Source organism: Streptomyces sp. NPDC041796 (genome assembly GCF_055590785.1).
In genome coordinates, this window is the sequence record NZ_JBVJAH010000005.1 from 395,626 (window position 1) to 409,869 (window position 14,244).

Annotated in this window: 11 protein-coding genes; 5 read left to right on the forward strand and 6 right to left on the reverse strand. The window is 71.4% G+C overall.

What is annotated here, in order from left to right:
• Positions 1-13: 13 nt before the first annotated feature.
• The 4 genes from ACZ6C1_RS12610 to ACZ6C1_RS12625 form a co-directional block, all read right to left on the reverse strand.
• The gene (locus tag ACZ6C1_RS12610) at positions 14-2,146 is read right to left on the reverse strand and encodes a glycosyltransferase family protein (RefSeq protein WP_469240250.1); all 2,133 of its coding nucleotides are present in this window, start codon (positions 2,144-2,146) and stop codon (positions 14-16) included.
• Positions 2,143-3,519 (reverse strand): glycosyltransferase, encoded by a 1,377-nt coding sequence (locus tag ACZ6C1_RS12615; protein ID WP_469240383.1) that lies wholly within the window; start codon positions 3,517-3,519, stop codon positions 2,143-2,145. Before ACZ6C1_RS12615 ends, ACZ6C1_RS12610 begins: the two co-directional genes overlap by 4 nt.
• Positions 3,520-3,631: 112 nt before the next feature.
• Positions 3,632-4,735, reverse strand: a complete 1,104-nt coding sequence (wecB, locus tag ACZ6C1_RS12620; protein WP_469240251.1) for a non-hydrolyzing UDP-N-acetylglucosamine 2-epimerase — start codon at positions 4,733-4,735, stop codon at positions 3,632-3,634.
• A 214-nt stretch (positions 4,736-4,949) separates the two neighbouring features.
• Positions 4,950-5,324, reverse strand: a complete 375-nt coding sequence (locus ACZ6C1_RS12625; protein WP_469240252.1) for a PIN domain-containing protein — start codon at positions 5,322-5,324, stop codon at positions 4,950-4,952.
• Between the two features lie 142 nt (positions 5,325-5,466).
• Between ACZ6C1_RS12625 and ACZ6C1_RS12630 the strand changes: the two genes are divergently transcribed.
• Positions 5,467-6,609 carry a PLL family lectin gene (locus ACZ6C1_RS12630; protein WP_469240253.1) on the forward strand — a complete coding sequence of 381 codons (1,143 nt, stop codon included), beginning with the start codon at positions 5,467-5,469 and terminating at the stop codon, positions 6,607-6,609.
• 127 nt (positions 6,610-6,736) lie between these two features.
• Here ACZ6C1_RS12630 and ACZ6C1_RS12635 read toward each other — a convergent pair whose 3' ends face one another.
• Positions 6,737-8,503, reverse strand: coding sequence for a D-glucuronyl C5-epimerase family protein (locus tag ACZ6C1_RS12635; RefSeq protein ID WP_469240254.1), 1,767 nt, complete (start codon positions 8,501-8,503; stop codon positions 6,737-6,739).
• Between the two features lie 208 nt (positions 8,504-8,711).
• Positions 8,712-9,314 (reverse strand): acyltransferase, encoded by a 603-nt coding sequence (locus ACZ6C1_RS12640; RefSeq protein WP_469240255.1) that lies wholly within the window; start codon positions 9,312-9,314, stop codon positions 8,712-8,714.
• A gap of 284 nt (positions 9,315-9,598) precedes the next feature.
• Here ACZ6C1_RS12640 and rplU point away from each other — a divergent pair, with 284 nt between their 5' ends.
• The 4 genes from rplU to ACZ6C1_RS12660 all read left to right on the forward strand — a co-directional run bounded on the left by rplU (position 9,599) and on the right by ACZ6C1_RS12660 (position 14,176).
• Positions 9,599-9,919, forward strand: coding sequence for a 50S ribosomal protein L21 (rplU, locus tag ACZ6C1_RS12645; protein ID WP_017944922.1), 321 nt, complete (start codon positions 9,599-9,601; stop codon positions 9,917-9,919).
• Between the two features lie 14 nt (positions 9,920-9,933).
• Positions 9,934-10,191, forward strand: a complete 258-nt coding sequence (rpmA, locus tag ACZ6C1_RS12650) for a 50S ribosomal protein L27 (protein ID WP_156694431.1) — start codon at positions 9,934-9,936, stop codon at positions 10,189-10,191.
• Positions 10,192-10,303: 112 nt separating this feature from the next.
• A complete protein-coding gene (gene obgE / locus ACZ6C1_RS12655; RefSeq protein WP_469240256.1) occupies positions 10,304-11,740 on the forward strand; it encodes a GTPase ObgE in 1,437 nt (478 codons plus the stop codon).
• A 372-nt stretch (positions 11,741-12,112) separates the two neighbouring features.
• Positions 12,113-14,176, forward strand: a complete 2,064-nt coding sequence (locus ACZ6C1_RS12660) for a glycosyltransferase family 4 protein (protein WP_469240257.1) — start codon at positions 12,113-12,115, stop codon at positions 14,174-14,176.
• The last annotated feature ends 68 nt before the right edge of the window (positions 14,177-14,244 follow it).

Genomic DNA, 14,244 nt, shown 5'->3' on the forward strand with positions numbered 1-14,244 from the left:
TTTCCCGTACGGTCTAGCCCTCGCCGAGGAACAGCTTGTCGAAGGCCTTGCTCACGATCGGCCAGTCCCACGTCGACAGCGCGTACTCCGACGCCAGCTTCCCGGCGTTCTGCCACGCCTCCTCGGTCGCCGTGGTCTCCAGGATCCGCTTCGCGGCCTCCTCCGTGGAGCCGACGACCCAGCCCTCCGGGTACAGCGTGCGGGCACTGTTGGGCTTGCCCGCGTAGAACGGCCAGTCACGGGCGACCGGGACGGCGGCGCTCGCCGCGCCCTCCATCAGGCCCACGTGGCAGCCCTCGCGCACCGACGACGACAGGATCACACCGATGTCGGCGAGCGCCGACGGCACGTCGTCGGTCGGGCCGAGCTTCAGCACGGCGCCTTCCTCGATGAGCGGGGCGATCTCCTTGTCGAACTGGCGGCGGTAGTCGCGCGTCGCCCGGCTGGTCTTCGGGTTCATGTCGCCGCCCACCAGCAGCAGCCGGTAGCGCTCGTCCTTCTCCCGCAGCCGCCGCAGCACGTCAACGGCCCACATCGGGTCCTTGGCGACCTGGCTGATGCCCACCAGGCCCAGGTTGAACCGGGCGTCGGCCGACTTCGGGCGGGCGAAGCCCGACAGGTCCATGGCGTTGTCGATGAGGTGCGCGCGCGGCGCGGAGTCCCCGCGCAGCATGGGCACCAGCGACTCCACGAGGTCCTTCACGTGCGGGGCGACGTAGATCAGGTCGTCGATCCGCGAGAAGTCCGTCATGTGCGGCCAGCGCGTGAACGCCTCGTAGCTGTGCAGACGGACGACGATCCGGGTGTCGCCCGGGTCGATCGTCGTCAGCATCGCCGCCGGGCCCACCGACCAGTCCAGGAAGACCGTGTCCGCCCAGTCCAGGTACGGCCGCATCAGCCGCTCGACTTCCTCCTGGTACGTGCTGGTGCCGCCGGCCAGGCGGTCCTCCAGCACCCGGCGGCCCGCCCACGCGATCCGCTTGAGCGCCTTCTGCGCCGCCAGGTCCAGGTACCGCAGCTCCACGCCCTCGTGGTTGCCGTACCGGTCCAGGATGTGGTGCAGGAAGTTGTCGTTGGCGCTGGTGGTGACCAGCAGCCGCAGCGGACGGTCCTTGGGCGCCGGGGCCGCCGGGGTCTTCCGTCCCTGCGGGCGCTTCATGACGTCCATGACCTTGGAGCGGTACAGCGGCGCGACGAAGCCCTGCGCGTCCTTGGCGAGCGGCGAGGACAGCTGGTCGATGTGCAGCACCCGGTGGAAGCCCAGGAACAGCGCGCGGTCCAGCGCGAAGGACGCCTTCTCGTGGTTGCCCTCGGCGAACTGGGCGTCGGCGTGGGCGAGCTGGGCCGCGACCGCCTTGTCCAGGTCGCGCGGGTTCAGCCCCTTGCCGAGCTCCTTCATCACCGCCTCGTCCAGCAGCTGCGCCTTGAGCCCCAGGTCGGTGAGCTTCGACGCGGCGGCGGCGAGCGCCAGCGCGGCGCCACTGGTGCGGCCCGCCCACTGCATGCCCTCGGCCACATAGCGGGAGGTCGCGATGCGCACCTTGGGCGGCACACCGGGCGCCGTGACGGCCGTGCGCCACATCCGGGCGCCGACCGTGGAGCGCATCACCGGGCGCGCGGTGGCGTGCCGCATGACCGTGGCGGGCAGCCCGTCCACGGAACGGCGGACGTTCTGCTTGACGACGTCCAGCGGGGGCAGGACGCCCCGGCCACCGGTGGAGCCCTTCGCCTTGACCCGTTCGACGGCCTTCAGGGCCGGCGCCAGACCGAAGTGGGCCTCCTCGACGCGGTAGTACTGCGACAGGCGCCACACCGTGTAGACCGCGCCCGCGTCGAGAGCCACCAGGACGTCGGCCTTGCGGGCGAGCTGCCGCAGCTTGCTGTCGCGCTGGCACTGCATCCACACCTTCATGCCGCCGGGCGCCGTACGGGCCTTGCGGCGCAGCGCCGTGCTGCGGAAGTTGAGGTTGCGCGGGAGCTGGAGCGTGCCGTCCAGGTCCATGGCGGCGAGGTCCTCGGCGACCGGCTCGAGGTGGAACGTACCGGCGAGGTACGTCTGCGCGCCCGCGGTGCGGAACTTGCGCACCGAGTCGGCGAACACGCCGAGCTGGGGCCGGACGCTGGCGATGAACAGGACGTGGGTCACAGGGACGGTCCTCCGGCGACGATCTGGTTCTCGGCGAGGGGGGCCGCGTCCGCGGTGTCCTTCCCGTCCGCCTTGAGCGCGGCGTAGTCGTCGATCAGCTGCTTCACGGCGGCGGTCATCAGCGCCTCGCGGGTGAACTGGTCGGCGTGCGCCATGGCTTCGGCGTGGACCTCGTCGCTCGTCTCGACCGCCATGTGCGCGGCCTTGATGAACGATTCGGTCAGTCCCTCCTCGTCGATGCCGACGGCACCCGTCCACAGCGGGTGGCCGCGCAGCACGTTGGAGGCGTCGTGCTCGACGACGTGCGCCGAGACGATCGGCAGGCCGGTCGCCATGTACTCGTACACCTTGCCGGAGGTGACGTAACGGCCGCCGATGAGGATGAGGACCATCGCGTCCCAGCGGGCGTAGATGGACGCCACCTCGGCCTTGGCGGCGGGGCCGCCGAAGCGTACGCCGTCGACCTCGGCCTGCTTGAGGACCTCGGCGTGCCGGTTGGCCTCGCGGCCGGAGCCGTTGCCGATGTGGCCGCGCACCTCGAAGGTGGCGTTGGCCAGCAGCGGTTCCTTCTCGCGGGCGGCGCGCCAGGCGTTCAGCACGGTCTCCAGGTGCGGGACCGTGAAGTTGACGGTGCCGAGGTAGCCGAACGCGAGGCCCGCCTCGGGGTTGGCGCGGTGCGCCTTGCCCGGCGAGCTGTCCGCGTCGTAGCCGTTGCGCACGACGTGGACGCGGCCGGCGAAGTCGGGGTAGCGGGTGCGGTAGTGCTCCGCGATCGGGTCGTTGACGACCCACAGGGAGAGCGCGTTGTCGAGGATCTTCTGCTCCCAGACGCCCTCGGCGGAGTCGCGGGCGAACGCCTCGACGCCGTCGATGACGTCGATGGACCAGCCGTCGCGGAAGTCCACCGCGTACGGGACCTTCGCCTCCTCCCACAGCTTCCACGCCGCGGCGAGGTTGACGTAGGGGACGCAGCTGGCGAGCAGCAGGTCGGCCGGGTGCTCGCCGTGGATGCGGAGGACGGCCTTCTCCAGGTCCTCGCGCCACTCACCGAAGTTGGGCTCGGGGAAGGGCTCCATCTGACGACGGCGCAGCCGGGTGACCCACCCGTTCGGGTTGAGTGCGCGGTCCTCGCTGTACAGACGGATGTCCGTCTCCAGGTCCTCGCGCACCAGCGGCAGTTCGACGATCTTGATCTTCGGGTCGACCTGCTCCAGCAGGGTGAGGTCGACGCCGGAGTCCCTTTCCCACGACTCCTGCGCGATGGTGACGACGGTGACGTCCCAGCCCTGGTTGATGAACTGGTTCGCGGTCTCGCGCATGCGGTACGCGCAGCTCTTGGCCGCGGGCGGGAAACCGATGGCGAGGTAGATCACATGGGGCCGCTTGCCTGTCGCGGGCAGCCCGGACCTGGGAGACGCTGACATAACCGGTGACGCTAGCACGGTGACATGTACGGAAAAGTGCCTCGTGAGAGGACCTGTCCGGTCACGCGTGCCGGCTGCCTCCCTTCCACTCTTCCATGATCCGGACAACGTTCTGGGCGGCCCGCCCGTCGCCGTACGGGGTGCCCGGGTCGGCCGTGGGCACCGCGCGGGTCACCGTCGCGGCCCACTCGTCGGCGGACAGCGTGTGCGGGTCGGGAACAAGGACGTTCCAGCCCGTGTCGACGGTTTCCACCCACTCCGTTTCGGGACGGATGGTGGTGGTGATGCGCTCCAGCAGGAACGCTTCCTTCTGCAGACCGCCCGAGTCGGTGACGACACCCGCCGAGGCCAGCACGGCGGCGACCAGACCGGCGTACGGCAGCGGACGGCCGACGTGCACGGAACCGGTGTTGAGCTCGATGCCGTGCTCCTCGGCACGCGCCACCAGGCGCGGGTGGGCCAGCAGCGCGACCGGGACCGGCAGGCCGGCCAGCGAGTCGATGATGGCGCGCAGCCGCTCCGGGTCGTCGGTGTTGTCCGGCCGGTGCAGCGTCGCCAGCAGGAACGGCTTCGCCGGGTCGATGCCCTCGGGCAGCACGGGCGCGGGGTGCTTGCCGGCCAGGACGTCGTCCCGGATCTTCAGGCAGATGTCGACCATCACGTCACCGGCCAGCACGGCACGGTCCTTCAGGCCCTCGTCGGCGAGGTGGCGCATGGCCTCCTCGGTCGGGGCGAGCAGGACGTCGGCGCAGTGGTCGGTCAGGACGCGGTTGTGCTCCTCCGGCATGCGCCGGTTGAAGGAGCGCAGACCCGCTTCCAGGTGGGCGACCGGCAGGTGCATCTTCACGGCGGAAAGGGCACCGGCGATGGTGGAGTTGGTGTCGCCGTAGACCAGCACCCAGTCCGGCTTCTCGCGCTCCAGGACCGGGTCGAGCGCGGAGAGCACCGCACCGGTCTGGACGCCGTGGCTGCCGGAGCCGACGCCCAGGTGGACGTCCGGGTCAGGGATGCCGAGGCCGTCGAAGAAGACGTCGGAGAGGTCGGCGTCGTAGTGCTGCCCGGTGTGCACGATGAAGTGCTCGTGCTCCGTCTCGGCGAACGCGGCCGCGATGGGGGCGAGCTTCACCAATTGGGGACGTGCGCCGACGATGCTGATGACTTTCACTGAGCACTCTTCTTCTACTGGGACAGGTCAATGAGGGAGGCGTGCCGTGCCATCGTAGGCAATGGCGGGGATGACCAGGCCCGCGGCCGGAGCACCGGCCGGAACACACCGGTCCGACGGTCGTGGTCAGACATGGTCAGAAGGTACGCACACACCCCTGAACGGCCGGGATAACGATTCCATGAACAGTTGACGGCGAGGTTCGCGGCGGTTCTCAGGGCCGTACGGAGCGGGGGCCGATCGCTTCCGCGCCGTGGGCCGCCACCCGCCGGCGCAGCTCCCGGTCGGCCGTCACCACCACGCAGTGACGCCCCGCCGCGGCCGCCTCGCCCGCCAGCTCCACGATCCGGTCGTCGCCGCTTCCCGGCGCCGCGTCGACCCGCACCCCGGGCACCGGTTCCACACCGCGGGCCTGCCCCTCGACGACGAGGACGACGTCCAGGGGGCCCGGGTGTCCGGCGACCCCGTCGGCGCCGAGGGGGACGAGCCGGTCACGCAGCCGCTCGGCGGCTCCGCGGCGGTCCCGCCACCAGCCGTCGGGCACCGATCCGACGACGTTCGCTGCGTCGACGACGAGGAGAGTGAGCACGCTTACGAGGGTCCCACGCGGATACGGCCGTACAGGCCTTCGGGGGGCTGGGGAACACGCGCCAAAATGCTATCGTCGCGCAAGCTTGGGGGAACTGTGCGTGAACTGTTTGAACTGTTCAGGGGAAGGTCGGCGGTGAGCCATGGCGGTGTGGTCCGCGCGGAAATCCAAGCGTCCTGCGGGCGCCCCGTCGAGCCGTAGCGCCGCCACGGGCGGTACCCCGCTCCCCGACGCCTCCCTCCCGGCCACCACCGACTGGCTGGTGCGCGGCAAGGACGGCCGCCTCACGGCGTACGCCCCGGTCGAGGGCGCCGTGCTGCGCTGGACCGAGATGCACCCGGGTGGCCCCGAGTGGACCGGCCCCGAGACGATCCCGGCGCCCGACATCGACCCGCACCTGTCCATAGCCCAGGGCGCCGACGGCTACGTCCACCTGGTCGCGCTGCGCCGCAAGCGCCTCGCGGACGGCACCCTCGCCACCGACGTGGTCTTCGCACTCCAGTACCAGTCGGGCCTGGCCGTGCGGGACTGGGCCGTGATCGGCAACCCGTACCCGAACGACCCCTCCCTCGCGGAGCGGATCGGCCCGCCCGCGGCCGTCATCGACGCCGAGGGCTCGCTGCACGTCTTCGTACGGAACGTGGGCGGCGGGATCTGCGGGCGCTCCTCGGTGCCCTCGGGCAAGTGGAACAAGTGGGCCGACCTCAAGGGCAGCGGGATCACCGGTCCCATCCGGGCGTCGATCACCTCCGACGGCCTGATGGAGCTGGTCGCGCCCACGGAGGACCACATCATGCGGTGGACGCAGGAGACCAAGGGCGTCAAGTTCCAGCGGGCCGAGGACATCCCGGCCCGCGCCGAGGCGAGCTCGCTGTCCTCGGAGCGCACCGGCGCCGGCCGCCTCACCCACTTCTGGCACGACGCCGACGACGGTACGGTCCGGGCCTGGCGCCCCTCCGACAAGGCCCCGTCCGTCCTGGGCTCCGGGGCGGGCACCGGGCCGGTCGCGCTGCTCCGCACCGCCGTCGACGGCCACGACTGCACGATCATGGCCCACCGCGACGCCGCCACCGGCCGCCCCGCGCTCGCCGCGTACCCGACGGAGGACGAGGCCCTCGGTGCCACGTGGACGCTCACCGGCGAGCCGTGCGTGGGCGCCCCCGCGCTGGGGGTCGACGGACGGGGCCGCGTCGTGATGGCCGCCTTCGGCACGGACGGCACGCTCCGGGTCGCCCGCCAGAAGCCGGAACCTGGGCTGGCCCTGGAGGCGTGGCAGCGGGTCTAGGACCCCCGGCCCCTCCCGCGCTCCGGTCCCGACCGTCCCGGTGCGACGGTGCCGGGCGTCGCGCCGCCGAACGCGGCGGTGCCGGTTCGGGCGGGAGCCCGGACCGGCACCGGCGACCGGTGGGCCGTCAGCCGCTGCCCTCGGCGGTGACGTCGTTCGCGGCGACCCAGTACCCGGTCAGCCCGCCCGCCGCGATCCGGAACATCGGCCGGCCGTTGACGATGGCCCGCCGATCGGTGGGCGCGGTGGACGGGTTGGCGAACGACACCGTCTTGATGCTCGACGCCGTGCCGTCCTCGGTGAACCGGTACACGTCGACCGGCTGGTTGCCGCCGGGGAAGGTCAGCGTGCGGTCCGGGTGGTAGACGGTCGTCAGGTACTCGCCGCGGAGGAACGAGGCCGGCCACACCTCGCCGACCCACCAGCCGGCGTACGCGCCCGCGCTGATCCGGTAGTAGATGCCCCGGTTCTGGATGCGCCGCCGCACCGACGCCGGGGCCTGGGTCGCCCGGGCGAAGGTCACCTTCTTCATCTCCAGCTCGGCGTCCTGTGCGCCCTTGTCGTACCCGCCGTCCGCCTCGGTGGCGAACCGGTACAGCGTGTGCGTTCCCGCGGCGAAGGCGATCGTCGAGCCGTCCCGCAGCGGCGGTGCCGGGAAGTCGTCGGTGAGCACATCGGTGTGGTGGGCGAAGTCCGCGCTGCCCGTCTGCCAGTGAAGCTGCCGGAACAGGTTGATGTGGTGCTGGTGGTACGACTCCGTCGGGATTCGGTGGGTCTGGCAGTAGTAGGAGATCCACCGCGTGTTGCGCAGCAGCGGGAAGTACCGGGCGATGGTCGTCGCCGAGCCGTCGTACAGCGCCAGCGCCAGTTCGTTCCGCGTCGCCACGTAGTAGTCGTAAAGACCGAACATGGCGAAGACCATGCCGTTGTACGTGTAGTCGCCGGCGCCCGGCTCCGCACCCGGGTACTCCTGGATCCACAGGTAGCCCGAGGCGTTCTTGTTGACCACCCACGGGGTCCCGTCGTCCGCGCGCAGCAGCGAGGCGAAGGCGCCGTCGGCGGCGGCGCGGTACAGCGTCCGCTCCGCCTCCGTGACCCCGTCCAGCTCGGACAGCTGGATGAACAGGCTGATGGCCTCGCCCTGCGCCATGCCCGAGTACCAGGGCGCCCGGTAGGAGACGCCGCTGTGCGCGGCGTGCGAGAAGTCGAAGGGGTACGGGAAGTACCAGGCGCCCCGGGCCTCCACCCGCTTGTCGATCAGCCGCTTGGCCTGTGCCTTGGCGCGGGTCAGGAACAGCGCTTTGCGGGCCGGGTCCTGCTCGGTGCGGTAGCTGGTGACGCAGCCGAGGCCGAACTGGATCTGGGTGACCGGCTGGTCGTAACCCGGCTCGTTCCAGTCGGACCGGTACTGGATGACGCCCTCGGCGTCCAGATAGGTGTTCCTGGTGTCGGGCGTGACGTTCTCCCACCGGGTGGGGCGGTCCCGCCAGGGGCGCATGTGCTCGGGGATGTCCGCGGCGATCGCGTAGCCGTTGCGGTTGAACGAGAACGGGAGCTGGGTGGGCACGTCCTCCGCCACCCGGCGCGGCACCGGTGCGCCCTGCGCGTACGGGATGCGGCGGCTCGGCCGGGAGATCCGGCCCCCCGCGAGCTGGTCCGGCAGGGGCGGCAGCGGGGCGCTTCCGTCGACCCCCCGGGGCACGCTCAGCGCGAGCGACCGCGGCATCCCGCGCAGCGGGTCCGGCTCCGGCGCCAGCGGGGCCCGTGGGGCGGCGACGGCCGAGGCCGCGGGGCCGGCGAAGGTCCCGCCGGCGGCGACGGCGACGCCGGCCGCACCGCCCGCGGCGAGACGTATGAGTGCACGACGGTCCAGACCGGTACCGGATTCGGGCATGACTGAGTACCCCCCACGGGTGGTGATCACAAGGATTCGATCAGCGGCGACCGGATCCTATGTGAAGATCGTGAAGGCGGGTCACCATAATTTCGGCCTCCTGGCCGGAGGGTTCTGAGCTGCGGTTGTACGAGGTCGGGGCGGTCATGACGAAGGCCGGCCCCCGATGGTTCGGGGGTCGGCCTTCACGTGTGTGGTGACGCTGTGGTCAGGCGTCGCGCTCCGTCAGGGCGCCGTCCTTCTCTTCGTACAGCGCACCGGTCTTCGGGCACTCCCACACGCCCGGCTCGCCGTCCCGCTCCACCAGCTTGACGCCGGCCCGGCCGACCCAGCCGATCTGCCGCGCCGGGACGCCCACGACCAGCGCGAAGTCCGGGACGTCCTTGGTGACGACCGCGCCCGCGGCCACCATCGCCCAGCGGCCGATCTCCAGCGGCGCCACGCACACCGAACGCGCGCCGATCGAGGCGCCGTCGGCGATCTTCACGCCCACGGCCTCCCAGTCGCCGCCCCGCTTCTGCTTGAAGTCGGGGTCGACCGAGCGGGGGTTGTGGTCGTTGGTGAGGACGACCGCGGGACCGATGAAGACACCGTCGCCCAGCTCGGCCGGCTCGTAGACCAGCGCGTAGTTCTGCAGCTTGCAGTTGTCGCCCATGCGCACGCCCGTGCCGACGTACGCGCCGCGGCCGATCACGCAGCCCTCGCCGAGCTTCGCGTCCTCGCGGATCTGCGCGAGCTCCCACACGCTGCTCCCGGCGCCGATCTCGGCGTTGTCGGCGACCTGTGCGGTGGGCTGGACCCTGTAGTTCATGCTCTGCCTTCCGGTGTGCGGCTTCCCGCGGCTTGCCCGGTGAGCATACGGGCGGTACCGCGGCCGGGCCTTGACGGGCCGGTTTGACCCCCGGATGCGCGGACCGTAACCTTGACCGTCGGCGTGTTTCCATGCGCGCCAACTCCTGAGCACCTCCCTTCCGGCCGGACTCGGTCCGTGGTTGGAAGAGGCCGCTCGTCCCCACCCGGACAGTCACGGACCTCGCCGGTCCGTGCGGGCGGCTGGCATCAGGGGTTTCCGTTCCGAGCGAGAGAGAGATCCGCGTGTACGCCATCGTGCGCAGCGGTGGTCGCCAGCACAAGGTTGCTGTCGGCGACATCGTTGAGGTTGACAAGATTTCCACTGCCAAGGTTGGCGACACGGTCGAGCTCTCGACCCTGCTCGTTGTCGACGGCGACGCTGTGACCAGCGACCCGTGGGTGCTGGCCGGCATCAAGGTCCAGGCCGAGGTCGTGGACCACCACAAGGGCGCCAAGATCGACATCCTGCGCTACAAGAACAAGACCGGCTACCGCCGTCGTCAGGGCCACCGCCAGCAGTACACGGCGATCAAGGTCACGGCGATCCCCACGGCTGCGAAGTAAGGGACTGAGGAGACATGGCACACAAGAAGGGCGCATCGTCCACCCGGAACGGTCGCGACTCCAACGCTCAGCGGCTCGGCGTGAAGCGCTTCGGCGGTCAGGTCGTCAACGCCGGTGAGATCCTGGTCCGCCAGCGTGGCACCCACTTCCACCCCGGCTCGGGCGTGGGCCGTGGCGGCGACGACACGCTGTTCGCGCTGCAGGCCGGTGCGGTGCAGTTCGGTACGTTCCGTGGCCGCAAGGTCGTGAACATCGTTCCGACCGCTGCCTGATCCACTTTCGCGGAGGCGGACCTCACTTCCCGTACGGGAAGCGGGTCCGCCTTTCGCGTGTTACGTCTAAGACATTTCGTACGTACGTATCTGGTATCTGGAGGCACAGAACATGACCACCTTCGTGGACCGCGTCGAGCTGCATGTCGCCGCGGGTAACGGAGGCCACGGCTGTGCCTCCGTTCACCGTGAGAAGTTCAAGCCGCTCGGCGGCCCCGACGGGGGCAACGGCGGCCGGGGCGGTGACGTGATCCTGGTCGTCGACCAGTCGGTCACCACGCTCCTCGACTATCACCACTCGCCGCACCGCAAGGCCACCAACGGCAAGCCCGGCGAGGGCGGCAACCGGTCCGGCAAGGACGGCCAGGACCTGATCCTGCCGGTGCCGGACGGCACGGTCGTCCTCGACAAGAAGGGCAACGTGCTGGCCGACCTCGTCGGCCACGGCACGTCGTACGTCGCCGCCGAGGGCGGCCGCGGCGGCCTCGGCAACGCGGCGCTCGCCTCGGCCCGCCGCAAGGCGCCGGGCTTCGCCCTGCTGGGCGAGCCGGGACGCTCCGGCGACATCGTCCTGGAGCTCAAGACGGTCGCGGACGTGGCCCTCGTGGGCTACCCCAGCGCCGGGAAGTCGTCGCTGATCTCCGTCCTCTCCGCCGCCAAGCCGAAGATCGCGGACTACCCGTTCACCACGCTGGTCCCGAACCTGGGCGTCGTCACCGCCGGCTCCACCGTCTACACGATCGCCGACGTCCCGGGTCTCATCCCCGGCGCCAGCCAGGGCCGCGGCCTGGGTCTGGAGTTCCTCCGCCACGTCGAGCGCTGCTCGGTGCTGGTGCACGTCCTCGACACGGCGACGCTGGAGTCCGACCGTGACCCGGTCACCGACCTCGACGTCATCGAGGAGGAGCTGAAGCAGTACGGCGGCCTCGACGACCGTCCCCGTATCGTCGTCCTCAACAAGATCGACATCCCGGACGGCAAGGACCTCGCGGACATGATCCGTCCGGACCTGGAGGCGCGCGGCTACCGCGTCTTCGAGGTGTCGGCCGTCGCCCACATGGGCCTCAAGGAGCTGTCCTTCGCGCTGGCCGAGATCGTCTCCCAGGCGCGCGCGGCCAAGCCGAAGGAGGAGGCGACCCGGATCGTCATCCGCCCGAAGGCCGTCGACGACGCGGGCTTCACGGTCACGCAGGAGGAGGACGGTCTCTTCCGGGTGCGCGGCGAGAAGCCGGAGCGCTGGGTGCGCCAGACGGACTTCAACAACGACGAGGCCGTCGGCTACCTGGCGGACCGCCTGAACCGCCTCGGCGTCGAGGACGAGCTGATGAAGGCCGGAGCCCGCGCGGGCGACGGCGTGGCCATCGGCCCCGAGGAGGACGCGGTCGTCTTCGACTGGGAGCCCACGATGATGGCGGGTGCGGAGATGCTCGGCCGCCGTGGCGAGGACCACCGCATGGAGGCCCCGCGCCCGGCCGCGCAGCGCCGCAAGGACCGCCAGGCGGAGCGGGACGAGGCGGACCGCGAGTTCGACGGCTTCGACCCCTTCTGATCCCTTGCCCCCTCCTGGCGGGGCAGCTCACCGGACAACGCCGCCCCCGCACGGGGAGCACGCGGCGGGCCACCCACCACGGGCGGCCCGCCCCGCGCCCCGTGCGGGGGCGTCGCGCTGCCGCGGCCCGGGCACACGGGCCGACCGCCCGCGCCGGGTCGCCCCACTCCGTTCCGCGCCGCGCCGCCGCGGGGCGTGGGGCCCGTGGACGCCGTTCTCCGTACCTGACCCGCCACAGCGGGCGAGCGGCCGAAAAAAGGGTATGAATTCCGGTTTACGTCGCTCCGACCGGACAACCTGTGGCCAAGGATCACCGTCTTGTCTCCGGGGGCGGGACCGCGGGTGTCCCGGCTGGACTTGAACGGAGCGTTGATGAAGGTCTCCTTCCTCATCCACACCATCTACGGCATCGGCGGCACCATCCGCACCACGCTGAACCTCGCCGAGGAGCTCGCCGGACGGCATGAGGTGGAGATCGTCTCGGTGTTCCGCCACCGGGACGAGCCGCTCTTCGCGATCGACCCGCGCATCACCGTCGTACCGCTCGTCGACACCCGCCCCGGCTCCCCGTCGAACGAGAAGAAGCACGAGCGCCACCTCCAGCCCGCCGAGCACTTCCCGAAGAACGAGGCCCGCTACAAGGAATACAGCCGCCTCACCGACGAACGCGTCCGCGCCCACTACGCCGGTGCCGGCTCCGACGCCGACGTCGTCATAGGCACCCGGCCCGGACTCGTCGCGTACGTCGCCGAGTTCGCGCCCGAAGGCGCCGTGCTCATCGGCCAGGAGCACATGACGCACAACCACCACAAGCCCGCCCTGCGGGCCGAGATGGCGGGGTTCCTGACCGAGCTCGACGCGTTCGTCACCGTCTCCGAGGGCGACGCCGCCTCCTGGCGCGCGCAGATGCCGCTGCCCGACACCCGGGTGCTGGCCATTCCCAACAGCGTGCCGGAGCCCGTCGTCACGCCCTCCGACACCTCGGGCACCACCATCGTGGCGGCCGGGCGGCTGGCCCCGGAGAAGCAGTACCACGTGCTGATCGAGGCGTTCGCCAAGGTCGTCGCCGTACGCCCCGAGTGGACGCTGCGCATCTGCGGCTGGGGCAACCAGAAGGACCGGCTGCGGCAGAGGATCGAGCAACTGGGCCTGTACAACAGCGTTCACCTCATGGGCCCGCGTTCCCCCATCGAGCCCGAGTGGGTCAAGGGCGCGATAGCCGTGTCCACGTCCCGCCACGAGTCCTTCGGCATGACGCTCGTCGAGGCGATGCGGTGCGGCCTGCCCGTGGTGTCCACCGACTGCGACTACGGCCCGCGGGAGATCATCGAGGACGGCGAGGACGGCCTGCTCGTACCCGTCGGTGACGTCGACGCCATCGCCGCCGCCCTGCTCCGGCTCATCGACGACCCCGCGCTCCGCCGCCGCATGGGCGCCGCCGCCCGCGTCAACGGCCGCCGTTTCGACCCGGGTCCGGTGGCCAAGCAGTACGAGGAGCTGTTCACCGAGCTCGGCGCGGCCGCGACCCACCGCGCCGGCGAACCCCGGCAGCCCGCCCCCGTTCCCCCCGCCGCTGTCCCCGCTGCCGCCCCCGTCCCCGCGGCCGGAACCGTCGCCGACTGCGCGGTGGCCGCCGACGGCACCCTGACGGTGACGCTGCTCACCCCGCGCCAGGGCGCCCGACTGGTGGTCGGGGACCACGGCTTCCCGTTCGACGAGCACGGCACCGCGACCGTCCCGGCGGGCACGCCGTTCCCCGAGGGCGTCCACCCCGCACACGTGGAACTGCCCGGGGCCGCCGAGCCCGTACCGCTCGCCACCCGCGCCGTCGACCAGCGCGGCGCCAGGCGCGCGGCGGACCGGCAGCGCGCGGGCGAACCGGTCCGGCAGCTCGTCCCGTATACGAGGACGGGCGCTCTGACGCTGCGTTCCTGGGTGCGGCCCGTGCACGCCGAGGTGGGCGACGTCCGGATCGACAACGGAACGATCACCCTGTCCGCGCGGCTCCACGGCGGGCAGGTCCCCGGCGGCGGGCCCGGAGCCGCACCCGCTCTCCTGCTGCGGCGGCGCGGCAAGGCACCGGAGGAACTGTCCTTCGCGGGAACCGGTACGGGCCGGGACGGTTTCCGCTTCACCTTCTCCTGCACCGCGCCCGCCGCCCGGCAGCAGGACCCTCACGATGTGTGGGACCTGTGGCTCCGGCCCGCCCCTGACGCCGATCCGGTCCGGCTGGCGCGCTTCCTCGACGACGTCGTGGAGAAGGGCTCCCTCTTCCCGTATCCCCCGGCCGAACTGCGCAAGAAGCACCCGCTGGGGCCGGTGCGGGACCTCGTCAGGAAGCTGGCGGGCAAGCCGCGGGAACGGGTCGTGGTCAAGCTCTTCTACAGCGCCGCCAACGAGCTCGTCCTCAATGTCGTCGACAAGCCGGCCACGTGATGTCGGTCACCGGAGCACCGTCGCCGTGCCCGTCCGCTCTCCCTGGCCACAGCGTGAACACCGGGTGT